The sequence below is a fragment of the Burkholderia puraquae genome (genome assembly GCF_002099195.1).
Lineage (GTDB): Bacteria > Pseudomonadota > Gammaproteobacteria > Burkholderiales > Burkholderiaceae > Burkholderia > Burkholderia puraquae.
This window is the reverse complement of record NZ_NBYX01000008.1, coordinates 38,455-59,125: the sequence shown is the minus strand read 5'-3', so window position 1 is coordinate 59,125 and position 20,671 is coordinate 38,455. Positions and strand designations below refer to the sequence as shown.

At 63.0% G+C, this 20,671-nt stretch carries 20 protein-coding genes and 3 pseudogenes; 15 read left to right on the top strand and 8 right to left on the bottom strand.

Going from position 1 to position 20,671, the window contains the following annotated elements:
* Positions 1–211 precede the first annotated feature (211 nt).
* Positions 212–1,129, top strand: a pseudogene (locus B7G54_RS17205) (acetoacetate decarboxylase).
* A 43-nt stretch (positions 1,130–1,172) separates the two neighbouring features.
* Complete coding sequence (locus B7G54_RS17200) at positions 1,173–2,417, top strand: saccharopine dehydrogenase family protein (RefSeq protein ID WP_085040341.1); 1,245 nt, start codon at positions 1,173–1,175, stop codon at positions 2,415–2,417.
* Between the two features lie 171 nt (positions 2,418–2,588).
* Here the strand turns inward: B7G54_RS17200 and B7G54_RS40125 are convergent.
* Together B7G54_RS40125 and B7G54_RS17190 are read right to left on the bottom strand one after the other, a co-directional pair.
* Positions 2,589–2,951: pseudogene (locus B7G54_RS40125) on the bottom strand (type 1 glutamine amidotransferase family protein); the annotation flags it as partial.
* A 131-nt stretch (positions 2,952–3,082) separates the two neighbouring features.
* Positions 3,083–3,736, bottom strand: a complete 654-nt coding sequence (locus tag B7G54_RS17190; RefSeq protein WP_085040154.1) for a TetR/AcrR family transcriptional regulator — start codon at positions 3,734–3,736, stop codon at positions 3,083–3,085.
* Positions 3,737–3,835: 99 nt separating this feature from the next.
* Here B7G54_RS17190 and B7G54_RS17185 point away from each other — a divergent pair, with 99 nt between their 5' ends.
* Positions 3,836–5,311, top strand: a complete 1,476-nt coding sequence (locus B7G54_RS17185) for a coniferyl aldehyde dehydrogenase (RefSeq protein ID WP_085040153.1) — start codon at positions 3,836–3,838, stop codon at positions 5,309–5,311.
* 122 nt (positions 5,312–5,433) lie between these two features.
* Here the strand turns inward: B7G54_RS17185 and B7G54_RS17180 are convergent, their stop codons facing one another.
* Positions 5,434–6,312 (bottom strand): LysR substrate-binding domain-containing protein, encoded by an 879-nt coding sequence (locus B7G54_RS17180; RefSeq protein ID WP_085040152.1) that lies wholly within the window; start codon positions 6,310–6,312, stop codon positions 5,434–5,436.
* 132 nt (positions 6,313–6,444) lie between these two features.
* Between B7G54_RS17180 and B7G54_RS17175 the strand changes: the two genes are divergently transcribed.
* The gene (locus tag B7G54_RS17175) at positions 6,445–7,077 is read left to right on the top strand and encodes an FMN-dependent NADH-azoreductase (protein ID WP_085040151.1); all 633 of its coding nucleotides are present in this window, start codon (positions 6,445–6,447) and stop codon (positions 7,075–7,077) included.
* A 77-nt stretch (positions 7,078–7,154) separates the two neighbouring features.
* Here B7G54_RS17175 and B7G54_RS17170 read toward each other — a convergent pair whose 3' ends face one another.
* Positions 7,155–7,772 carry a LysE family translocator gene (locus B7G54_RS17170; protein WP_085040150.1) on the bottom strand — a complete coding sequence of 206 codons (618 nt, stop codon included), beginning with the start codon at positions 7,770–7,772 and terminating at the stop codon, positions 7,155–7,157.
* 67 nt (positions 7,773–7,839) lie between these two features.
* On the opposite strand from B7G54_RS17170, the gene B7G54_RS17165 reads away from it, so the two are divergent.
* On the top strand, positions 7,840–8,763 hold the full coding sequence (locus tag B7G54_RS17165; protein WP_085040149.1) for a LysR family transcriptional regulator: 924 nt from the start codon (positions 7,840–7,842) through the stop codon (positions 8,761–8,763).
* Between the two features lie 87 nt (positions 8,764–8,850).
* On the opposite strand, the gene B7G54_RS38640 is transcribed toward B7G54_RS17165, so the two are convergent.
* Complete coding sequence (locus tag B7G54_RS38640; protein WP_133059179.1) at positions 8,851–9,876, bottom strand: hypothetical protein; 1,026 nt, start codon at positions 9,874–9,876, stop codon at positions 8,851–8,853.
* A gap of 133 nt (positions 9,877–10,009) precedes the next feature.
* Between B7G54_RS38640 and B7G54_RS17155 the strand changes: the two genes are divergently transcribed.
* Positions 10,010–10,510, top strand: coding sequence for a LysR substrate-binding domain-containing protein (locus B7G54_RS17155; RefSeq protein WP_085040147.1), 501 nt, complete (start codon positions 10,010–10,012; stop codon positions 10,508–10,510).
* Positions 10,511–10,572: 62 nt separating this feature from the next.
* Here B7G54_RS17155 and B7G54_RS17150 read toward each other — a convergent pair whose 3' ends face one another.
* Positions 10,573–11,493 carry a LysR family transcriptional regulator gene (locus B7G54_RS17150; protein ID WP_085040146.1) on the bottom strand — a complete coding sequence of 307 codons (921 nt, stop codon included), beginning with the start codon at positions 11,491–11,493 and terminating at the stop codon, positions 10,573–10,575.
* 104 nt (positions 11,494–11,597) lie between these two features.
* Between B7G54_RS17150 and B7G54_RS17145 the strand changes: the two genes are divergently transcribed.
* The 7 genes from B7G54_RS17145 (at position 11,598) to B7G54_RS17110 (ending at position 18,342) form a co-directional block, all read left to right on the top strand.
* A complete protein-coding gene (locus B7G54_RS17145) occupies positions 11,598–12,548 on the top strand; it encodes a ketopantoate reductase family protein (RefSeq protein ID WP_085040145.1) in 951 nt (316 codons plus the stop codon).
* Positions 12,545–12,937, top strand: a complete 393-nt coding sequence (locus B7G54_RS17140) for a VOC family protein (RefSeq protein ID WP_085040144.1) — start codon at positions 12,545–12,547, stop codon at positions 12,935–12,937. The genes B7G54_RS17145 and B7G54_RS17140 overlap by 4 nt, the downstream gene beginning before the upstream one ends.
* Before the next feature lies 1 nt (position 12,938).
* The gene (locus B7G54_RS17135; protein WP_085040143.1) at positions 12,939–13,400 is read left to right on the top strand and encodes a MaoC family dehydratase; all 462 of its coding nucleotides are present in this window, start codon (positions 12,939–12,941) and stop codon (positions 13,398–13,400) included.
* Positions 13,397–14,611, top strand: coding sequence for a CaiB/BaiF CoA transferase family protein (locus B7G54_RS17130; RefSeq protein WP_085040142.1), 1,215 nt, complete (start codon positions 13,397–13,399; stop codon positions 14,609–14,611). Before B7G54_RS17135 ends, B7G54_RS17130 begins: the two co-directional genes overlap by 4 nt.
* A gap of 7 nt (positions 14,612–14,618) precedes the next feature.
* Complete coding sequence (gene aroE / locus B7G54_RS17125; RefSeq protein WP_085040141.1) at positions 14,619–15,458, top strand: shikimate dehydrogenase; 840 nt, start codon at positions 14,619–14,621, stop codon at positions 15,456–15,458.
* Positions 15,459–15,470: 12 nt separating this feature from the next.
* Positions 15,471–15,914 carry a type II 3-dehydroquinate dehydratase gene (gene aroQ, locus B7G54_RS17120; protein ID WP_085040140.1) on the top strand — a complete coding sequence of 148 codons (444 nt, stop codon included), beginning with the start codon at positions 15,471–15,473 and terminating at the stop codon, positions 15,912–15,914.
* 1,261 nt (positions 15,915–17,175) lie between these two features.
* Positions 17,176–18,342, top strand: a complete 1,167-nt coding sequence (locus tag B7G54_RS17110; protein WP_085040139.1) for a porin — start codon at positions 17,176–17,178, stop codon at positions 18,340–18,342.
* Positions 18,343–18,634: 292 nt separating this feature from the next.
* Here B7G54_RS17110 and B7G54_RS40235 read toward each other — a convergent pair.
* Together B7G54_RS40235 and B7G54_RS17105 are read right to left on the bottom strand one after the other, a co-directional pair.
* Positions 18,635–18,721, bottom strand: a pseudogene (locus B7G54_RS40235) (transposase domain-containing protein); the annotation flags it as partial.
* A gap of 57 nt (positions 18,722–18,778) precedes the next feature.
* Positions 18,779–19,144, bottom strand: a complete 366-nt coding sequence (locus B7G54_RS17105; RefSeq protein WP_085040138.1) for a winged helix-turn-helix transcriptional regulator — start codon at positions 19,142–19,144, stop codon at positions 18,779–18,781.
* A gap of 91 nt (positions 19,145–19,235) precedes the next feature.
* Between B7G54_RS17105 and B7G54_RS17100 the strand changes: the two genes are divergently transcribed.
* Both B7G54_RS17100 and B7G54_RS17095 read left to right on the top strand, forming a co-directional pair.
* A complete protein-coding gene (locus B7G54_RS17100; RefSeq protein ID WP_085040137.1) occupies positions 19,236–19,562 on the top strand; it encodes a nuclear transport factor 2 family protein in 327 nt (108 codons plus the stop codon).
* Complete coding sequence (locus B7G54_RS17095; protein ID WP_085040136.1) at positions 19,562–20,341, top strand: SDR family oxidoreductase; 780 nt, start codon at positions 19,562–19,564, stop codon at positions 20,339–20,341. Before B7G54_RS17100 ends, B7G54_RS17095 begins: the two co-directional genes overlap by 1 nt.
* Positions 20,342–20,671 lie beyond the last annotated feature (330 nt).

The window sequence follows — 20,671 nt, the reverse complement described above, 5'->3', positions numbered from 1 at the left end:
CACGCGGCAAGGGCCGTGGCACGACCGCCAAATGATTCGGCACCCGCACGGCGAGTGCCAGCCGGTCGTGCAAACACAATCCGACGTACGCCTCTATTCGGCGCATTGACCTTGAAGTTGACTTAACTCCTGGAGTGCGTGCTGACGGCAGTGAGTCAGCAGGCTTCGGGTGTTGCCTGCCACGGTCGATCATCGACGAGAGGCGACGAACATGGACAGGCGGTTTACACAGGTCGAATTCGGGTCGCACAAGGTCGACGTGCCCGAAGGCGGGTACTACGACCGGTTCCGGACGAAGCCCGATCTCGACGCGGTGGCGCGCGATCCCGCGGCGGGGAACATCGATTTTTTCCGTCGGATTCCGAAGCGTCAGGTTGCGTCGAGGGTCGGCCCGACCTAGGCGCCGAATTTCTACTACCGTTCCAGCCGCATCCAGCTGCTGTTCCTGGCGCCGCTCGAACGCCTGCGAACCACGCTGCCGGTGCCGCTCGAGCCGCTGCGCGCGCTTCCCGGGTATGGGCTGGTCGCGCTGACCTTCTTCTCGTACTCGGTATGCGACAACGACCCGTATGACGAAGTGTCCGTCGCGGTGGTGATCCGCCGGCCCGGCGCGACAGGATCGCACGCGTTCGAGCTGATCGATTCGATGCGGCGCCGGAGCTTCTTTGCACACGTGCTGGCGCTGCCGGTCACCACGGAAATCACGCGGGTGCGCGGCGTACGAGGCTATCAGCTGCCCAAGCGGCTCGCCGATATCGACGTGAATCTCGGTGCTGTCGCCAACGCCCGCATTGCCGGCCCGGGCGGCCGGCCGGACTTGAGCCTGAGCGTGCCGATGCCCGGGTTGACCCACGTCGCGTCTCAGTCGCACATGGGCACGTCGACCATGATCAATCGCATCGACGGAGAATGGCACCAGACATGGGTGCAGACGAATGCGCTATCGTTCGCCCAGCGCCTGTTGCCGCGCAACGTCGAGCTCGTGCGGCACGGCGGTCCGCTGAGCCAGCTGCTGGACGGGCTTGGCGCGTCCGCCCTCCTGCGTCTCGACGTGGTGAAGGACGCGCAACGGGTCCTGAACCTGCCAACCCCCTTGAAGGCCTTCGATGAACCCGGAAAGCAACGCTGACGCCACGCAACTCCGCGATACGCCCGCGGCGAAGGAACCGTCCATGAACCGGCCGACCCACGATCTCGTCGTATTTGGTGCCACCAGTTTTGTCGGGCAGATCCTGGCCCGCTACCTGTCCGAGTACCTGCCGGGCTCCGGCGAGACGCTGCACTGGGCCATTGCGGGCCGGTCCGAAGCGAAGCTCAGGCAGGTCAGGGATTCACTGGGCGCGGCCGGGCAGGCCGTGCCGATCATCGTTGCCGACGCGGCTGACGAAGCGCAGCTTCGTGCGCTCTGCGCGCAGACGCGGGTGGTCGTGTCGACCGTCGGCCCCTATGCGCTTTACGGAGAGCCGCTGGTCAGGATCTGCGCGGAAACCGGCACCGACTATTGCGACCTCACCGGCGAGACGCAGTGGATCAAACGGATGATCGACAAGTACGAGCCGGCGGCCCGGCAATCCGGCGCGCGCATCGTCCATTGCTGCGGCTTCGATTCGGTGCCGTCGGACATGGGCGTGTACTTCCTGCAGCAACAGGCGCGGCAGCAGTGGGGCGTGCCGGCCGCGCAGGTGAAGATGCGGGTGAAAACGCTGAAGGGCGGTGCGTCGGGCGGCACGGTGGCGAGCGTGATCAACGTCGTCCGGGAAGCCGCGGCCGATCCCGCGTTGCGCCGCGAACTGCTCGATCCTTATTCGCTGTGCCCGAAGGGGCATGGCTTCACGGAGCGCCAGCGTGCGGTGCGATCCGCCGCATTCGATCGCGATTTCGACGCGTGGATCGCGCCATTCGTGATGGCGGCGATCAACGAGCGTGTCGTGCATCGCTCCAATGCGCTTGCCGGCAACGCGTACGGCAGCCGCTTCACGTATGACGAAGCGGTCATGACGGGCAGGGGCCTCAAGGGCCGCCTGACCGCGGTGGCCATGGTGGCAGGCCTCGGCGCGTTCATGGTGGGGGTCGTCATCAAGCCGCTGCGCAGCCTGATGGAGCGCTTCCTGCTGCCGAAGCCCGGCGAGGGGCCGAGCGCCGAGGCCCAACTGGCCGGCCGCTACGATCTGCGATTCTTCGGCCGTGCCGACGACGGGCGTACGTTGCGCGTGAAAGTGGCTGGCGACCGCGATCCGGGCTACGGCTCCACCGGCAAGATGCTCGGCCAGGCCGCGATCAGTCTTGCACTGGACTGCGCCGGCGACGGCGTCAAGACCGGCCGCGGCGGCGGCTTCTGGACGCCCGCGACGATGTTCGACGCGCGCTATATCGAGCGGCTGGTGCGCCATGCGGGGTTGCGCTTCGAGGTGATCTGAGCGCGCGTGCCGTCGGCCATTCGACAGGAAGTCGATCAAGATCGGATGGCGAATCAACCTCGGGAGACAACGGACAGTCACGACGGGGCAGATGGCCGGAGGCGATCCGGCCAGCGAGTATCGGAACGTGAAGATCGGGGAACTGGCGGAACGCACCGGCCTCGCGCCTTCGGTGAGCCGCTGCAGCGCCGCATCGTCCGGGTAGTCCCACATCACCGCGTGACCGCCGGTGAAGTAGATCGCATCGAAATCGGCTGGATCGATCTCGCCGGGGCACGCGGTGCTGGCCAGTAGCGCCGCGTTGGCTTTGTCGGCGCGCCACGCTTTCGCGGCGGCGTCCGCATGCGGCCATTTGAGCGAGCGCGGCTCCAGCGGCGACATGCCGCCCTTGGGGCTCACGAGCCGCTGCTCGTAGCCTTGCGCCGCGAAGATGTGATGGGCATGGGTCAGTTCGGACAGCCACAGGCCGGTCGGTTGCGACGAATCGGCGTAGTGCGCGACGTTGCTGACCACATGAAGGATGCGCTTGCTCATGAGGCGGTTCCCTTTCATCGGCCACGGGCGGGCGTTGTCGACGCGCCGCCGGATTGTCGGATGGCAGTACCCACACCCCTGGCCTCGATACGCTGCCGACGCAAACCATAACCTTCAAGCAAAGCTGAAGGTCAAGGCCTTTTCGCCTTCGCTACCCGCGCAGGGATGGCGGGCAGCACGAGTCCATCCAGCAGGGTGGTCAGCGCATCTTCGATCGCGTGATCGCCGACCTTCTCGCGCACCAGCCGCCCGTCGATCGCCAGCATCGTCAGGCCGTGCAGATGCGCCCAGCAGGCCGTCGCCTGGCCGAGCGCCGGGCGCGGGCGGATCGTGCCGGCGTGCTGGCCGCGCTCCAGGATGTCGACGACCAGCAGGAACGGCGCCTGCACGCGCGGATCGAGATGGATGTCCGTGGGTTCCCCGGCATCCGCGGCAAACATCAGTCGATAGAGATCCGGGTTGCGCTGGCCGAATGCGAGATGGGCGTAGGCCAGCGCGAGCAGCACGTCCGGTGCGTCCGCCGCGGGATCGACGGACGCGGCGAGATCGTCGCGCAAGCGATCGAAGCCGATCAGTGCGAGCTCGTGCAGCAACGCCGCCTTGTCCGGGAAATGCCGGTACGGCGCCGAGTGGCTGACGTTTGCGCGCCGCGCGATTTCGCGCAGCGTGAACTGCCAGCCCTGTTGCTCCTGCAGCGTGTCGAGCGCCGTTTCGATGATCGCGCGACGCAGATCCCCGTGGTGATAAGCCTTTTGCCCGGCGTCCGCCTCCCCATCCGACGACATCGCGTTGCTCCCATGTTGACAGGGAACACATTGTCGCCCTATGATCCGCCGCATGCAAGTTGACAGTGTCTACATCGACGCAACCTCGTGAGGTGTCCCATGGCGATTTCCGCAGAATCCAGCTCGAGCTTCGACCCGGCGGCATTGCTGGCCCGCCAGCGCACCGCGTTCGTCAGCGAGGGGCCGCCGAGCGTGCAGCAGCGCAAGGCTCGGCTCGCGCGGCTGCGCGCGGTGGTGCTGGCGTATCGCCGCGAAGTGGAGGAGGCGGTCAGCGCCGATTTCGGGCATCGCTCGCGACACGAGACCGCGATCATGGAACTGGTCGGCGTGATCCAGGCGATCGACTACCTGACCAGCAACCTGCGCCGCTTCATGAAGCCGCAGCGCCGGCACGTCGGGCTTCTTTATCGGGCCGGGCAGGCTCATGTGGAATACCAGCCGCTGGGGGTCATCGGCGTGATGGCACCGTGGAATTACCCGTTCGCGCTCACGTTCATTCCGCTGGCCACCGCGCTGGCCGCGGGCAACCGCGCGATGCTCAAGCCGTCGGAGCTGACGCCGCGCACCAGCGAGGTGATGTGCCGGATGCTCGCGGAGACATTCCCGAGCGAAGAAGTCGCGGTCGTGCTCGGCGGCCCGGAAGTCGGCGCCGCCTTCAGCGGCTTGCCGTTCGACCATCTGCTGTTTACCGGCAGCACGCAGGTGGGCCGCAAGGTCATGAAGGCGGCCAGCGACAATCTGGTGCCGGTGACGCTCGAACTCGGCGGCAAGAGCCCGGCGATCGTCGCGCGGGGGCACGTCGACGGCCGGACGATGTCCAGCATCGTGTTCGGCAAGCTGTCGAACGGCGGGCAGACCTGCGTCGCGCCCGACTACGCGCTTGTGCATGAAGACGACCTGGACGCGTTCGTCACGCAATACGATGCGGCCGTCGCGCGCTTCTATCCGGACGGGCCAACCAGCCCGGACTACACGTCGATCGTCAGCGACCGGCATTACGATCGCCTGAAAAGGCTCGTCGACGAAGCGCGCAGCAAGGGCGCGCGCGTGATCGAGGCGGGCGTGAACCCGCAGCAGGCGGCCACCCGCAAGCGGACGCTCGCACCCACGCTGATCGTCGGGGCCGGCGACGATACGACCGTCATGCAGGAAGAAATCTTCGGGCCGATCCTGCCGGTGCGCACGTATCGCACGATCGACGAAGTCGTCGACTACGTGAATGCGCGTCCGCGGCCGCTTGCGCTGTATTACTTCGGCGCGCGGGACGGCGATTGCGAGTCGTTGCTGAAGCGCACCACGTCGGGCAATGTCGGCATCAACAACACGCTCCTGCATGTCGCACAGGAAGACTTGCCGTTCGGCGGTGTCGGCCCGAGCGGGATGGGCGCGTATCACGGCATCGAGGGATTCCGAGCGATGAGCCATGCCAAGGGCGTGTTCGCGCTGGGGCGCTGGAACCTGCCGAGCCTGCTGCGCGCGCCGTTCGGCAAGCTCGCGGATCTGTCGCTGGCGGCGTTGCTCGGGCGCAGCCGGGATCCCGCGGGCGGGCGCGTCGAATGGAGTACGAAGCGCTAAGGACGACGATGCATCTCGACCGGGGCGCAGCTGCTTCACAGGCAGCGCGCCGTTGTGGTCGAACGCGAACGTAAATGCGTCGCTGCGTGCCTCGATCGAACCTCAAGCGCGGAGGATGCCCGCTAGGGCCTGTTGCGCGTGCCTGCCCCGTTGCGAATGGCGGTTTCATCGAAAATCGTCGCGGCGAATTCGACGGCGGCCGGCATCCCTGCGTCGTGCATCATCACGAATTCCATTTCCGGCAGCTCCGGCAAGCCTTCGGACACGCCCAGCTCGCGGAGCGTATCGTCGATCGCGCTGCGTGGCACCGGCGCGATCGCGATGCCGGCGCGTGCGAACGTCAGGATGCCCGTGACGCTCGGGCTTTCGCATGCCATGCGATAGGGCATGCCGGCCAGCGCGAGCACCTTGATGGCGGCGCCCCGGTACGGGCAGGGATCCGGGAAGCACGCGAGCGGCACGTCGCCTTCCGGCAGCGGCTCGTGGCGCGCAAACGCCCAGGCGAGCGGCTCTCGCCACAGCGTCGCGCCCTGGCCCGTGTGCGCGCACCGGCTGCCGATCACGAGATCGAACTCGCCGTTGGCGTGCCGGCGAAACAGGCTGTCGCCGATGTCGACCGTCAGGTCCAGCCGCAAGCCGCGCCGCGCGGCGCCATAGCGGCGCATTGCGCCGGGAAGCCAGCCTCCCGCGAAATCCTCCGATGCGCCGATACGCAGCGTGACGTCGACTGCGTCGCCGGTACCCAGCTTCGCCTTCGCTTCCTCGCTCAGATTGAGCATCGCGCGTGCGTAGCCGAGCAGCATCTGGCCATGCTCGGTGAGCGTGACGCTGCGCGTATTGCGCGCGAGCAGCGCCCGGCCGACCTGCTCCTCGAGGCGAGCGACCTGGGCGCTGACCGCGGATTGGGAGAGATTCAGCCTGCGACCTGCGCCGGTAAAGCTCCGCACGTCGGCGATGGCGACAAACGTATGAAGCAGTGTCGTGTCGAGGGGAGGGTTCATTGATCACCAATTCGGGTTAATTCGATCAATTCATATCGTTTCCAAATTATAAGTCGATCCGATAGGCTGCCAAGTGCAGTGGGCGACCGCGCATCCCGCGCGTCGCCGTCACTTTCGGCAAGGACCGGTTTCATGACACGCGTGCTCTATATCGAAGGCTCACCCAACAAGGACTATTCGGCATCCATCGAAGTGTGCAATGCCTTTCTCGATGCGTACCGGCTCGCCCATCCCGATCACGAGATACAGAAGCTCGACATCTGGAATCTGGCGATGCCCGAATTCGACGAAGCCGCGCTGGCTGCAAAATATGCGGGGCTGAGCGGCACCGCATTGACGCCGTATCAGGCGGCGGCATGGCAGCGGATCGAGCAGCTTGCGGCACCGTTCCACGAAGCGGACAAGTTCCTGTTCGGCGTGCCGCTGTGGAATTTCAGCATTCCGTACAAACTCAAGCACCTGATCGATGCGATCTCGCAGAAGGACGTGCTGTTCACGTTCGACGGCGCAGGTTTCGCCGGCAAGCTGGCCGGGAAAAAGGCGGCGGTGGTCTACGCGCGCGGGCTCGGCTATCAGTCGCCGGGCTCGTTTACACCGGCCGCCGAGTTCGATCTTCAGCGCCCGTACATGGAGACCTGGCTCCGGTTCGTGGGCGTGAAGGACGTCACCGGCATCGTCGTCGAGCGCACCTTGTTCGGTCCCGACGGAAAGGTCGACCGCAGTCGCGCGATCGACGAGGCCCGCACGATCGCGCGCACGTTCTGACACTGCCGAACGGCGCATGCGGCGCGCCAGCGGCGTGCGCCCGGCGGTTGTATCGGCGCGTGGCGCGGAGTGTCGAGTCAGCGCCCGCCGCGCGCGATGGCGAGCGCGACGCCGAAGCCGACGAGCAGGCATCCGAAGGTGCGATCGATCCAGTGGCGCAGCGCCAGCAGGCGATCGCGGACGGCCGTGGCGGAGAAGCAGAGGGCCACCAGGCTGAACCAGCCGGCATGCGCGACGGCGATGAACGCACCGTAGCCGATCTGCACGATCAACGGCGTGTCGGGCCGCACGGCCTGCATGAACAGGCTGACGATGAACACCGTGGTCTTGGGGTTCAGCGCATTCGTCAGGAAACCGGTGCGCAGCGCGGCCAGGTCGGACAGCGGAGCGGCCCGTGCCGCGGGCTGCCCGTTGCCGGCCTTCGTCATGAGCATCTTCACGCCCAGGTAGATCAGGTAGACCGCGCCGATCAGCTTGACGGCATTGAATAGCCACAGGGACTGGCGGATCAGCAGGCCGACGCCGAGCAGCGTGTAGCTCACGTGAACCGTCACGCCGAGCCCGATACCCAGTGCGGTGAGCACGCCCGACCGGCGCGACAGCATCAGGCTGTTGCGCGTGACCATCGCGAAGTCCGGGCCGGGGCTGATGACGGCCAGCAGCGTGATGGTGACTACAACTATCCATTCGGTCATGGTCTTGTCCTTGCGATTTGTGACTTGATGGCGCAATCTTATGGGTCATGTTTCATCGGGAAAAGCGATGATTTCTGACCAGAATGGTGAGATTGACTCACAATCAACTCGAGCAAACCTGCCGTCGCTGATGGCCCTGCGTTGCTTCGAGGCGGCGGCGCGTCACGAGAATTTCAGCCGTGCCGCCGACGAGCTGTGCCTGACCCATGGTGCGGTCAGTCGCGCGGTGCGCCTGCTCGAGGATGACCTCGGCGTGGCGCTGTTCCAGCGGCGCAGCCGTCGTGTCTTCCTGACCGATGCAGGCCGCAAGCTGGCCCAGGCCGTCCATGACGGGCTTGGGCTGATGCGTCACGCCGCGCAGGAATTGCGTACCGAGGCTGCGCGGGCGCGGCGTTGGGTCCTGTCGTGCGAGCCGACACTTCTGATGCGCTGGCTGATTCCGCGCTGGCCGGATTTTCAGGCGCGACATGCGGGCGTCGACATCCACCTGGCTGCGGCGGGCGGCCCGTTTTCATTCGACAGCGGTATCGACATGGCGATTCGGCGCGATGACTTTGCGTGGCCAGCGGGTTATCACGCGGAGCGTCTGTTCGCAGAGAAGGTGGGGCCGGTTTGCCGGCCGGATAAGGTCGATGCGTGGTTTTCCGCGCGCCGCGGTCATTGCTCGTTGAAGCCGGACGTGCCGCAATTACATACGCGGACGCGGCCGGACGCCTGGAAGGAATGGGCGATGGCTGCGAATCAGCCGGGCGTGAGTGGGCGCGGGCAGATGTTCGATCATTTCTACTTCAGCCTGCAGGCGGCCGTCGCGGGGCTCGGTGTCGCCATCGGCCCGTGGCACCTCGTTCGCGACGACATCGAAAGCGGTGTGCTGGTCGCGCCGATGGGGTTCGTCGACGATGGTTCGCACTATTGCCTACTGACGCCGGAACCGGTGGTGGCGGAGAGTGCGCAGGGGGATTTGCTGGGGTGGTTGAAGGCGGTGGTTTGATGGCAGGACGTTGGCGAAGCGCACGATCGGCTGCTGCCGGCCCGCTCGGGTGAGTCGGCAGCGAAACGTTCGATGTCGCGGGCTCGATTATCCCTTCGTCCCTGCTGGGTCTTGATAGGGCGTGCAGCTTTTCCGTTCGGTCTCCGACGGTGCACCATGCTGGGCTGCATCCATCCAGCCCAGGTTGAACTGGGTGGAGCTGTAATGGCATTGCAGGGTCGGCTTGCCGGACACGGTCTTGCTATCCACTGTCCGGGTATCCAGCGTGAGTGGCGCTGAAGGAAACGTGACATCAGCTAGCCCGATCTGGCGGGCGGGATGTTTGATCTTGTATTTGTCGATCCACGTTTCTGCTGCTTTGCCGGATACGACGCGATAGCCGGTGGGCCTTGTCGCTGGCGAGACGTAGTAGAGCGCCATGGGTTGATTCAGGCGTGCATCGTCGCCGGCTTCAAAGCGAAACAGTTTGCTGGGAATGAACAGGTCGGTGGGGTTGTCGCTTCTGTCCGATTTGAATTTGGGTTGATCGATGAAAATCCACTGATGCGTGTCGTCATAGATCACCAGCTTCACGTTCAGGTCTTGTGGGTAAGCGAGCGTGTTGAATTCCTCGATCTTGACGTAGCGGTTGTTGTTGTCGGCCTTGTCGTAGTTCTTGTGGTCGGTCAGATTTTTCGGAATCGAAAACACGATTTCCGGGTAATTGTCGAACGAGCCCATCAAGCGATATTGCGTGCCGGGTACATACGCGGAGAGTGGGCGGCGCATGGGTATATTCGCCCCCTGGACTCTCCAACTGACCGCGCGGGCATCCAGAAGGCTTTTCCAGTCTGGCGGCGTCCCGCTTTTCAACGCAACCAGATTCTGCAGGCGACACTCGCTCGGCGGGTTGTCGCATCCCTGATACAGGTAAAGGCTGATGTCTTCATTTTCCAGCGTCAGCCACGGATGCGGGTCGGCGGAAAAGTGGTAAACCTTGTCATATTGTTGTGTCTGAACATTCGGCACGATCATGGGTGGGCAACCAGCCAGCAACGCGCCAATCGGCGCCAGTGCAAGCCATCTGGATATTTTCAAGTAACTTGATTCAGCTGTTGTTGTCTTTTTTCTCATGGTGCATTGCTGTTATTGATTTTGGTTGCTTGAGTTAGAGGGCTGTTTTACCGGTTACCCGTATTTTCTCCGGCTTCAACTCGCCACACGCCGAATTTTCGCGAGTTATTCTACTTCACCCCAAATTGCCTCAATGCGCTTGCCGTCGATATGCAGGGAAATCCAGCCAATCACCATCGTGACGGGCGATGTCGATCTGATCGCGAAGCCGTTGGCCCTGTATCGCATGGTGATCCGTGCATCGCCCGGTTATCTCGCGCGACATGGGCGTCCGGAGACGCCGCACGATCTGGGCTTGCATCACTGCCTGTCTCATTCGGTGTGGAACGGCCGTCACGGGTGGAAGCTCGGAGGCCGGGATGGGCCGCAGGTTTCGCCGGATCCGGTCTTCACGTGCGACGATGACAACGGCCTGCGCATGGCCGCGATCGCGGGGGCGGGGCTGTTGTTGCAGCCTGAGGTTCTGGTGGCGCACGATCCGGCGAGCGGGGCGCTGGTGCCGGTGTTGCAAGCTTATTTGCCCGAGCCGCACCCGATTCATGTCGTGTATCGGCAAGACCGGCGGCCACTGCCGAAGCTGACCCGCTTTGTCGAGCATATGCTCGAGCATGTGGCGGGGCGGGAGGAGGCTTAGCGGGCGGGCGGTCATGGTCGACTGCGGATGCAATCCGTCGATGCAACGGATTGATGAAATCGTCAGCCGATAACGTTGGCTCCCGACATGCCAAACAGCCGGGCGACGACCGAACGCAGCCAGCGATTGCCTGCCTCCTGATGGTAGCGCGCGTGCCAGTGTTGACGAACGGCGAAGCCCGCGACGGGAATGGGGCATGGATGTACCGAAAGATCGCTGGCCTGAGCCAGCGTCTCGCCGATATGGCGCGGCAAGGTCGTGATCAGGTCGGTGGTCTGCACAATCGCTCCAAGCCCCAGAAAACCGGGCAATTCAAGCACCACCTGCCGTTCAATGCGCTCGCGCATGAGCGCCTGCTCGAGCAGCGCCGTGCCCGTTCCAGCCGTGATCGCCACATGGCCTTCGGTGCGATACGCGTTGACGCTGAGCCGCTTGTGAATACGCGGATGATTGCGATTGGCAAGGCACACCCAATCCTGCTCGTATAGCTGTTGCTGATAGATGCCGCCGCTCAGCCACGGCACGTAGCCAATCGCAAGATCGGCCTCGCCCGATTCGAGCGCCCGTTCGGTATTGCCGTCGATCCGCGCAGCTTCCAGGCGCACGCCAGGCGCTTGCGCGCGCACATGAGCGAGCAGGCGCGGCAGCAGCGTCACGTGGCTCGCATCGGTCATGCAGATGCGAAACCGTCTCTGCGCAGTCGCCGGATCGAACGCGACTTCCCAGGCCGAGAAGCGTCGCAGCGATTCGAGTATCTCCCGGCATGGGCCGATCAGCGCATCCGCTTGCGGTGTGGGCGCCATGCCGCCGGGCGTCCGGATAAAGAGCGGATCGTGCAAATGATCGCGCAACCGCGCGAGCCAGATGCTGATGGTCGGCTGGCTCTGGCCGAGTTGCTCGGCCACGCGCGTGACGCTGCGCGTGTCATAGAGCAGGTCGAACAATTGCAGCAGTTTGAGGTCGGGCAGATCGGCCGGGATCATCGCAGGGCACCATTATTGCGTGAGGCAATGATGCCATTGTAACCATTGCATTGCGACATGATGCAGCGCCTCTTATCGTGACGTCACACATTAAGGAGACGCTCTTGAAAATTGCCATTCTGGGTGCCGGCGCGCTGGGCTGCGCGATCGGCGCGACGCTCACCGAAGGCGGTCACGAGACCTGGCTGATCGACCGCTCGCCCGCTCATGTCGATGCGATGCGAACCCACGGCCTGCGCGTCGACGACGCAAGCGGCTCTCGCAAGGTGCAAGTCCGCGCGACTACCCAGCCGGACGAAGCGGGGGCGGCCGAGGTCGTCATCGTGCTCGTCAAATCGTTCCATACCGACGCGGCGATTCGCAGCGCGCAAGCGCTCGTGGGGCCTGAAACACAGGTGCTGTCGCTGCAAAACGGCCTCGGTCACGAAGACATTCTTGCCGACGCCGTGGGCCGCGAACGCGTGCTCGCGGGCAAGACCTATGTGGGCGGCGTACTGCGCGGCGCGGGGCATATCGAGTCGGGCGTCGTGGGCAAGCAAACCATCATTGGCGAACTGGACGGACGCGTGACAGATCGCGTTCGACGCATTGCCGAGGCATTCAGCAACGCGGGTCTCGAAACGCGGGTAAGCGGCAACATCGTCGGTACCATGTGGGACAAGCTGCTCGTGAATGTTGCGACGGGCGCGCTGACCGGCATCACGTCGCTGACCTACGGCCAGCTTTATGACGAGCCACTGCTCAAGGCCACTTCACTGGCGGCCGTCGCTGAAGCGATCGCGGCCGCAAAGGCGGCGGGCGTGACACTGTCGATGACCGATCCGGAGCAGGCGTGGACGCTTGCCGCCGAGGGTTTGCCCGCAGCGTTCAAAACGTCGATGCTGCAAAGCCTCGAAAAGGGTTCCATGACCGAAATCGACTTCATCAACGGCTCGGTCGTGCGTTGGGGCGCGCGCCACGGTGTGCCGACGCCCGTCAACGCCACGCTCGTGGCGTGCATCAAGGGCATCGAGCGTGCGATGGTCGACCGCCAGAAAGCGGAGGCGCAAGCATGAGCGAACCGAAAGCCTATCTCGAACATGTCGCCGTCTTCGTGCGCGATATCCACTGGCACATCCGCTTTTTCGAGGAGGTGTTCGGCATGACGATGCGCGAAGTCGACGGCACGACTGAAGCGCCGCGCCAGTACTGGACGCTCGGCGGCATGCAGTTCATCCACATGCCGGATTTCTCGGGCCCCGAAGGGCGGCTTGGCCACCTCGGCATCATGTGCGAGGACGTCGAAGCCTCGCTCGCCGCCGCCCGCGGCTTCGACGTGCAGCCAATGCCGCAAGGTGCGAACTGGCTGCGTTTGCCCGATGGTCTTGCCGTCGAATTCATTCAGGCGAAACCCGCGCGTTGCGTGGCGCAGGCGCTCGCCATCAATCCGCGCGCGGAGGCGTGACATGACCATCGTCGAAAAATACTGGGACGACGCGCGCGAAGGCGACGAATGCGTGAGTCCGCACTACATCGTCACGAAGGAACGCATTCTTGCGTATGCCGATCTCACGGGCGATCACACGCCCGTACACGTCGATGAAGCGTATGCGAACGCGAGCCACTTCGGCTGCCTCGTCGCGCATGGCCTGTTTGGCCTTTCCATTGCCGATGGTCTGAAGACCCAGAGCGATTATCGTTTTCTGCCGGGCATGTCGCTGGGCTGGAGCTGGGACTTCGCTCTGCCGATCAGGGTCGACGACGTGCTGCACGTGAAGTTTCGCGTCGGAGCGATGCGCCCGAGCAAGAGCCGTCCCGACTGGGGCATCGTGACGCTTCCTTCGGAACTCATCAATCAGCATGGCGAAGTCGTGCAGCGAGGCGAGCATCGTCTGATGGTGCCACGCCGACCGGGAGCCGAACGATGAAACAGGCGCGTCCACTCGAAGGGATTCGTGTCGTCGATTACAGCCACTTTCTCGCGGGTCCGTATGTGGGGCGTTGCCTCGCGGCGCTGGGTGCGGACGTGATCAAGGTCGAGCGACCCGGCAGCGGCGATGCAGGGCGCCAGCACGCGACCGTGCTTGACGATCGCTCGAGCGGCTATTTTCTGCAGCTGAACATGGGCAAGCGCGGCGTCAGCGTGAACATGAAAGACCCGCGCGGCAAGGCCTTTATGGAACGGCTCTGCCATTCGGCGGACGTATTCGTGGAGAACTATCGCCCCGGCGCGCTCGACAAACTCGGGCTGGGCTACGAAGCGCTTTCCGCGCGCAATCCAGGGCTGGTTTACTGCTCGATCTCTGCGTATGGCCACACGGGGCCGGACGCGTATCGCGCGGGTTTCGGCCTGATCGCCGAGGCCAAGAGCGGCATCATGCAGATGGTCGGCACACCGGGCGAACGTCCGCCGCTGCTGCGCATTTCGCTCGGGGATATGTACACGGGCATTCACGCGGTCGCGGCCATCAATGCGGCGTTGCTCGGCCGCGTGAAAAGCGGGCGAGGGCAGCACATCGACATGGCGCTTTACGACACGCTCGTATCGATGCACGAGTATGCCGTCCAGTGCTACACGCTTGCAGATGTGCTTCCCGAACAGACCGGGCACGACATGCCCGGCTCGACGCTTTATGGCGTGTTTCGCGCGACCGACGGCGATCTGGTGATCGCCGCGCAGGTGGACGATGCCTGGAAGCGCTTCGCCGCGCTGATCGAAGCGAGCGGCGGGCCGAGCGGCTTTGGCACCGATGAGCGGTTTCACAACAGCGTGGGACGCAACGCTCATCGGCTCGAGATTCTCGCCGTGGTCGAGCCGTGGGTCGCAGCGCGCACGGTGACGCAGATTCTCGACCTGCTCGATGGCATCGATGTGCCTTGCGCGAAGGTGCAACGTATCGACGAAGTGATTGCCGATCCGCAGATTCAGGCGCGCGGCATGATCGTCGAACAGGAGCATCCGCGTTACGGCACGCTGCGCTTGCCGAATCTGCCGTTCCGGTTTTCCGGGTGCGATACCACGATCCGCGAGGTTGCCCCCGATCTGGGGCAACACAATGCCGAAGTCGCACAATCGCTGGGCTTCACGCCCGCCGAGATCGATGCGATGCAAACCGATGGCGTGCTGTTCGACCAGTGAGGCGACGATGAGCGATACCTATGCGGTGATCGGCAATCCGATTGGCCATACGAAATCCCCGCTGATTCATGGGCTTTTCGCCGAAGCGACGCAGCAGGCGATGCACTACACAGCCATCGAGGGGCCGCGCGAACCGGGTGACGCGTTCGCGGCAACGGTGCGGGAATTTATCGCGGCGGGCGGCAAGGGCATGAACATCACGGCGCCGTTCAAGCTGGCGGCATTCGACATGGCCGATGAGCGCAGCGAGCGTGCGACGCTCGCAGGCGCGGCGAACGCGTTCAAGTTCGAGGGCGGTCGGATTCTCGCAGAGAACTTCGACGGCATCGGTCTGCTGCGCGATATCGAGGCGAATCTTCACGCACCGCTCGCTGGCAAGCGCGTGTTGCTGCTCGGTGCGGGCGGCGCGGCCCGCGGCGCATTGCTTCCGTTCCTGGGCGCACGCCCCGCGGAACTGGTGATGGCGAATCGCGATGTCGAAAAAGCGCGAGCGCTGGCATTGCAATTGGCTCCGTATGGGCCGATAACCGCGTGCGCTTACGGTGAACTCGACCGGATGGGGCGCTTCGATCTGGTGGTCAACGCGACGTCCGCGAGCCTCACCGGCGATCTGCCGCCTGTGCCGCCCGGTGTTTTCAGCCCGCGTGGCACGGCCTATGAACTGGCCTATGGCAAGCGTCTCACACCATTCTTGCGGCTGGCGCGCAATGCGGGTGTCGCCGGTGTGGCCGATGGCGTTGGCATGCTGGTGGAGCAGGCGGCGGAAGCCTTTGCGTGGTGGCGCGGCGTGCGCCCCGAGACGCAAGCGGTGATCGACCGGCTTGCCGTGCCGCTCGATCGCGTGTGAACCGGAGAGGATATGAAGACCATCCTGATGTTGCACGGCATCAACCACAACATGTTCGGCAAGCGCGATCCCAAACAGTACGGGACAATCACGCTCGAACAGATTGATGCCCAATTGCAGGCACTCGCAGTAGAACTGGGCGTGCAAGTGGCGTCATTCCAGAGCAACAGCGAAGCGGCGATGTGCGAGCGGATTCATCAGGCCTTTGAAGACGGTGTCTCCGCGGTGCTGATCAATGCGGGCGCATGGACGCATTACAGCTACGGCATTCGCGACGCGCTGGCCATTTTGACCTGCCCGGTAATTGAACTGCATATGTCGAATATCCACGCGCGCGAGCCGTTTCGGCACCGGTCGGTTTTCGCGGATATCGTGACGGGTCAGATCTGTGGGTTTGGTTCGCAAAGCTATCTGCTTGCGCTCCGGGCGGCGGTAGCTGCGGTGCATCAGCGCTGAAGCGACGCGCGCCAGGTTGCTTCGCTTATATCGCCTCGTGTCGAGAGAAAGTGCGACACGAGGCGGCGGAAACCCGGCAAAAGTCTGCTATTCAATTCAGCGCAGCCATCGGCGATGGCTGCCGTCAATGGCTGCTTATGGCCAAACGTGTCGAGTCGATTGCCAACAGAGGCGATCTCGGCGGGTTTGATTCCACTTGTCCCGGTGGGACGCGCTCGAAGCAACATATAGCCGGCCATTCGACGCCCCATGATGCGGACGAGGCTTCGATATCCGCAAGCACGTCAAGAGAACGGAGCGCATCTTCGGTCTCAACGGGTGGTTCTCCTCGATCCCAACCAGGGTGCCGGCTTCTCGCCGCCATTTCAGGCGTGACGCGACGTCAGGGTAGAGATCGTCTGTCGTCACCGCATAAGCGATCCCGTTCGACACCCGGTTTTTGGCTGATCGTACATCGGAGCGGCGGCGCAGATCTCGCTGACGCATTGTTTTGGTGCCCATTCCTATCAGGGAAATCCCGGTAATGGTCAGGGTTATCAAACGCGATTAACTTATATCAAACAAATTTTGACGACGATTTATGTTCCTGATATGGTTTTTTGCACGTGCAAAGCGCGACCCGGCCGGCTGCGTTGGCGCTCGGCGAAAAGGTCCGCGTAGTTCGCCGGCGGCTGTACCGGACGCTCGATCAGCCTGCAATGGCGGCCGGCATGGCCAGGCTGTTTGTTTTCGCGGGTGGACGAGTTTTTCGGCTTTGCGGATTCGGCACATCTGTCCGCCCGGATCACGAGTCAGGCGGAAGGAGGTCGGTTCGAGAGGGGATCCTCGTGTGCCAGCAGGTGAGCACGACACGCTCAGAGGCCACCATGCAGGGACGCGTTCCTTTGCGTGATCGGCGGTGCAGTGTTGTTGGAGTTGGATGGCAAGGTGTTTGTGCTGCAAACAGGTGACTCGGCACATGATCAATCCACGGTGCCGTATAGCAGAAGCGACAACCAACGCAAGGAAGCGCCTTTCGTCCAGGTAGGGACGCCGCGATTGTCCTAATCGGAGAAGTACCGGATAGGTCGAGATGTGAGGTGCCTCCCTGCATGACATTGTAAGGATGACGAAATGATTGAATCCATTATGCCGATTTGGCGAATATGACGCCGGCCGTTGCAACTGAGACGACGCGCAGGCCGTGCGCCGTCATCTGCATTCGAATACAACAAAACCCGTTTCAAACAATTCCGAAACCACTCCTGACAGTGAAATACAGATGAAAAACAAGAAAATCAACGTCAGCGTTATCGCTGTTGCCGCTTTCGCAGCATCTTCGGCAGCAATGGCACAGTCGTCGGTCACCCTGTATGGCATGCTCGACGCGGGTATCGGCTACACCTCGAACATCAATGGCCACAAGAGGTTCGGTCTCGATGGCGGTGCCGCAGGTTCGAACAAGTGGGGCCTCAAGGGACAGGAGGACCTCGGCGGCGGCCTCAAGGCGGTATTCAAGATCGAAAATGGCTTCAACATCGGTACAGGCGGCATAGGCGGCCAAGGGCCCATTGGTTCCACGCGCTCGCTGTTCAACCGCCAGGCCCACGTAGGCCTCACTTCCGATCAGTACGGTACCCTGCGTCTGGGGCGCCAGCTCGACGCCGTGACGGAAATGGTTCAAGGCCTGACGGGCGACGCCATTTCTGCGTCGACATTCTCGACCCCGGGCGACGTAGACAACAACGACAACACGACGAACCAGAACAACGCCGTGAAGTACATTTCGCCGATCATCCACGGCTTCCAGGCTGAAGGCGCGTACTCGTTCGGCGGCGTTGCCGGTGCGATGGGTTCGGGTCAATCGTGGTCGGTGGCTGCGAACTACGCTCAAGGTGGCCTGACGGTCGCCGGCGGCTACTTCCATGCTGCGAACCAGGGCGAGAACGGGTGGTTGAACGCAACGGCACAGCCGAGTTTCGGTGGTGCGCTGGGCTATCCGAGTTCGGGTTACAACGGTGGCAATGCGTTCAAGAGCGCGGGCATCGCGCAAGTCGCTGCCCAATACCAGGTTGGTCCGTACACGGCCGGCTTGCGCTACTCGAACGCCCAGTACAAGGGCAACGATGGCCAGCCGTCGATCCACTTCAACGTGCTGGGTGCCCTCCTGCAGTACCAGGTAACCCCGGCGCTGGCGCTGGCGACGGGGTACACGTACGTCTACGGCTCCGCACCCACGCCCAAGCAAGCTGCCGAAGGCCGCACGATGGCTTCGATCAACCAGGTGTCGCTGGGGGCGACGTACTCGCTGTCGAAGAGCACCTCGCTGTACGCGATGGGTGCCTACGTCCATGCTCAGGGCGCCCAGGCTTCGGCTGCCGACTTTGGCAACACCGCATCGGGCGGTAACCAGGTTCAAGTCAACATCGGCATGTACCACGGCTTTTGATCGCCGGCTCGGATGTCCGGAGTAGTGGAGGCATTACTCCGGAAAATTAGCGTTCTGCTAGTAGAGCCTCGCCTCACGCTAGCGCCGTGAGTTGAAAATTCCTTGAGTCGATCGGTTTTGCTGGCAGCAGTGACGAAGCGTTGCCTGGAGAGCGGTTCAGATTTCCGCAAACCGTCGTCATTCAGGATCAGCGTAAGCATTCGATCTGACCGTCGCGAATTGTGTTGACGCGCGAGACGTTCGGCTGCGTGCGAACGGGATCGATGTGTGAGGCGGCGCGCGGCAAAGGAGTGACGTTCCAGGGTAACAGTTCGCCGATTCGATTCACCGGGTGATCGGCGATGCGCTCGATGACGTAATGCAGGCAGGCTTCCAGATCTTCAGGCAGGGGCACGGGAGATCGGGCGGAATAGAGGGTTGTCGGTTAACTCAATCGTCAGTCGCCGGTGCCCTCGCCCGGGACGGGCGTCGCAACCAGCGCTTCGCGTTTTTCCGCCCATTTCAGCATCGCATCCAACGCAGGACACAAAGCCTGCCCCCAATCCGTTAGACGGTACTCGACTTTCGGCGGGACTTGCGGATACAGCTTTCGCGACACGATTCCATCGGATTCCAGTTGCCGGAGTTGCTGGGCCAGCATCTTCTGGGAAATCCCGGGGATCAATTTCTCGAAGTCCGAATAGCGTTGTACTTTTCCATCGAACAAATGGAAGAGGATGATCAGCTTCCATCGACCTTCCAGCAGTCGAAGAACTTCCTCTACCCCCCGTGCGGCGGTCGCCGGCGTGTATATCTTTCCCATGGCGCAGTAACTTACTTTTCGGTGCGTTCTTGATGAATGGATAGTCTATGGCGAGAATGCCAGGACAGCAAACCATGGCGAGAACGCAACCATGTCCCTTTCACTACCGGATCCGGTCTTGACCTACTTCAAGATCAGCAATGGCGAGGACATCGCGCAGATCGCCCGGGTCTTCTCGCACGATGCGCTCGTCGTTGACGAAGGCCAGACCTACCAGGGCCACGATGCCATCGAGTCCTGGCGACGGGAGTCACGGAAGAAATTTGAGTACACCGTCGAGCCTGTCGGCGTTTCCCGAGAAGGTGGTCGGCTGACGGTCACGGCCAATGTTGTGGGCAACTTTCCCGGTAGCCCTGTCCAGCTCGACCATGTGTTCAGCCTGGAAGGCGACAAGATCAAGTCATTGGAGATCGGTTGATGACCATGAACTTGGAATTGCAAGGCAAGCGCGTCTTGGTGACGGGAGCCACCAAGGGAGTTGGAAAGGCCGTCGTCGGCCTGCTCCACGAACTCGGCGCGAAAGTACTCGCCACGGCCAGAGGACAGCCGACCGAGACGTTGGCTGACGCCTTCGTCGCAGCAGACTTGACGACAATCGACGGCTGCGACGCGGTGGCAAGGGCCGTCACGGCCCACTTTGGAGGCGTGGACATCATCGTCCACGTCGTGGGTGGTTCGACGGCACCGGGTGGAGGCTTCGCCGCGTCCGGTGAAGACGAATGGTGGCGCGAATTGAGCCTCAATCTGCTTCCTGCCGTCCGGCTGGATCGTGCATTGTTGCCCGGCATGCTGGCACAGGGTGCCGGCGTGGTCATTCATGTCACCTCGATCCAACGCGAACTGCCGTTGCCGGAATCGACTACCGCCTATGCGGCGGCGAAGGCCGCGCTCTCGACATACAGCAAAAGCCTGTCGAAAGAAGTTTCACCCAAGGGCATTCGTGTCGTTCGGGTGGCGCCCGGGTGGATTGAAACAGAGGCATCCGTGGCACTGGCCGAGCGGCTTGCCTTGCAGGCGGGCACAGACTACGAGGGTGGGAAAAAGATCATCATGGATTCACTGGGCGGCATTCCGCTGGGGCGGCCATCGCAACCCATCGAGGTGGCGAACCTCATTGCCTTCCTGGCTTCCCCGCGCGCCGCAACGATCACGGGAACGGAGTATGTGATTGATGGGGGCACGATTCCGACTGCATAGGCATTCGGAAACATGAAGCGACAAGGTGTGAAAAAAGCATGATCGCCAAGGGACTAATCGCCCGATGCGGGTGGGCTGACAGCGATCCGTCGATGCAGGTGTATCACGACCGCGAGTGGGGCGTGCCGATCCGCGACTCACGCTTGACCTGCCTGATTTCCCCAGGCCATCTCAATCTCGGAGAGCAACCTCGGTTTCCCGCAGGCATGCGAAACCGACGATGATCTATTGCAGCTTGCAACGCGCAATACCCATCGGTGTCGCTACAAGGTGTCGATGTATTGGAACATTGGCCAACGATCTCGGTCAGCATGCTTCAGCGCATGTCAC

Excerpts from the sequence above, each read along its gene's own strand:
- B7G54_RS17150 (WP_085040146.1), bottom strand. The coding sequence starts at position 11,493 with ATGATCCCGGCCGATCTGCCCGACCTCAAACTGCTGCAATTGTTCGAC.
- B7G54_RS17110 (WP_085040139.1), top strand. The coding sequence starts at position 17,176 with ATGAAAAACAAGAAAATCAACGTCAGCGTTATCGCTGTTGCCGCTTTC.
- B7G54_RS17100 (WP_085040137.1), top strand. The coding sequence starts at position 19,236 with ATGTCCCTTTCACTACCGGATCCGGTCTTGACCTACTTCAAGATCAGC.
- B7G54_RS17140 (WP_085040144.1), top strand. The coding sequence starts at position 12,545 with ATGAGCGAACCGAAAGCCTATCTCGAACATGTCGCCGTCTTCGTGCGC.
- B7G54_RS17135 (WP_085040143.1), top strand. The coding sequence starts at position 12,939 with ATGACCATCGTCGAAAAATACTGGGACGACGCGCGCGAAGGCGACGAA.
- B7G54_RS38640 (WP_133059179.1), bottom strand. The coding sequence starts at position 9,876 with ATGAGAAAAAAGACAACAACAGCTGAATCAAGTTACTTGAAAATATCC.
- B7G54_RS17200 (WP_085040341.1), top strand. The coding sequence starts at position 1,173 with ATGAACCGGCCGACCCACGATCTCGTCGTATTTGGTGCCACCAGTTTT.
- B7G54_RS17155 (WP_085040147.1), top strand. The coding sequence starts at position 10,010 with ATGCGCTTGCCGTCGATATGCAGGGAAATCCAGCCAATCACCATCGTG.
- B7G54_RS17185 (WP_085040153.1), top strand. The coding sequence starts at position 3,836 with ATGGCGATTTCCGCAGAATCCAGCTCGAGCTTCGACCCGGCGGCATTG.
- B7G54_RS17190 (WP_085040154.1), bottom strand. The coding sequence starts at position 3,736 with ATGTCGTCGGATGGGGAGGCGGACGCCGGGCAAAAGGCTTATCACCAC.
- B7G54_RS17175 (WP_085040151.1), top strand. The coding sequence starts at position 6,445 with ATGACACGCGTGCTCTATATCGAAGGCTCACCCAACAAGGACTATTCG.
- B7G54_RS17180 (WP_085040152.1), bottom strand. The coding sequence starts at position 6,312 with ATGAACCCTCCCCTCGACACGACACTGCTTCATACGTTTGTCGCCATC.
- B7G54_RS17130 (WP_085040142.1), top strand. The coding sequence starts at position 13,397 with ATGAAACAGGCGCGTCCACTCGAAGGGATTCGTGTCGTCGATTACAGC.
- aroQ (WP_085040140.1), top strand. The coding sequence starts at position 15,471 with ATGAAGACCATCCTGATGTTGCACGGCATCAACCACAACATGTTCGGC.
- B7G54_RS17105 (WP_085040138.1), bottom strand. The coding sequence starts at position 19,144 with ATGGGAAAGATATACACGCCGGCGACCGCCGCACGGGGGGTAGAGGAA.
- B7G54_RS17170 (WP_085040150.1), bottom strand. The coding sequence starts at position 7,772 with ATGACCGAATGGATAGTTGTAGTCACCATCACGCTGCTGGCCGTCATC.
- aroE (WP_085040141.1), top strand. The coding sequence starts at position 14,619 with ATGAGCGATACCTATGCGGTGATCGGCAATCCGATTGGCCATACGAAA.
- B7G54_RS17095 (WP_085040136.1), top strand. The coding sequence starts at position 19,562 with ATGACCATGAACTTGGAATTGCAAGGCAAGCGCGTCTTGGTGACGGGA.
- B7G54_RS17165 (WP_085040149.1), top strand. The coding sequence starts at position 7,840 with ATGATTTCTGACCAGAATGGTGAGATTGACTCACAATCAACTCGAGCA.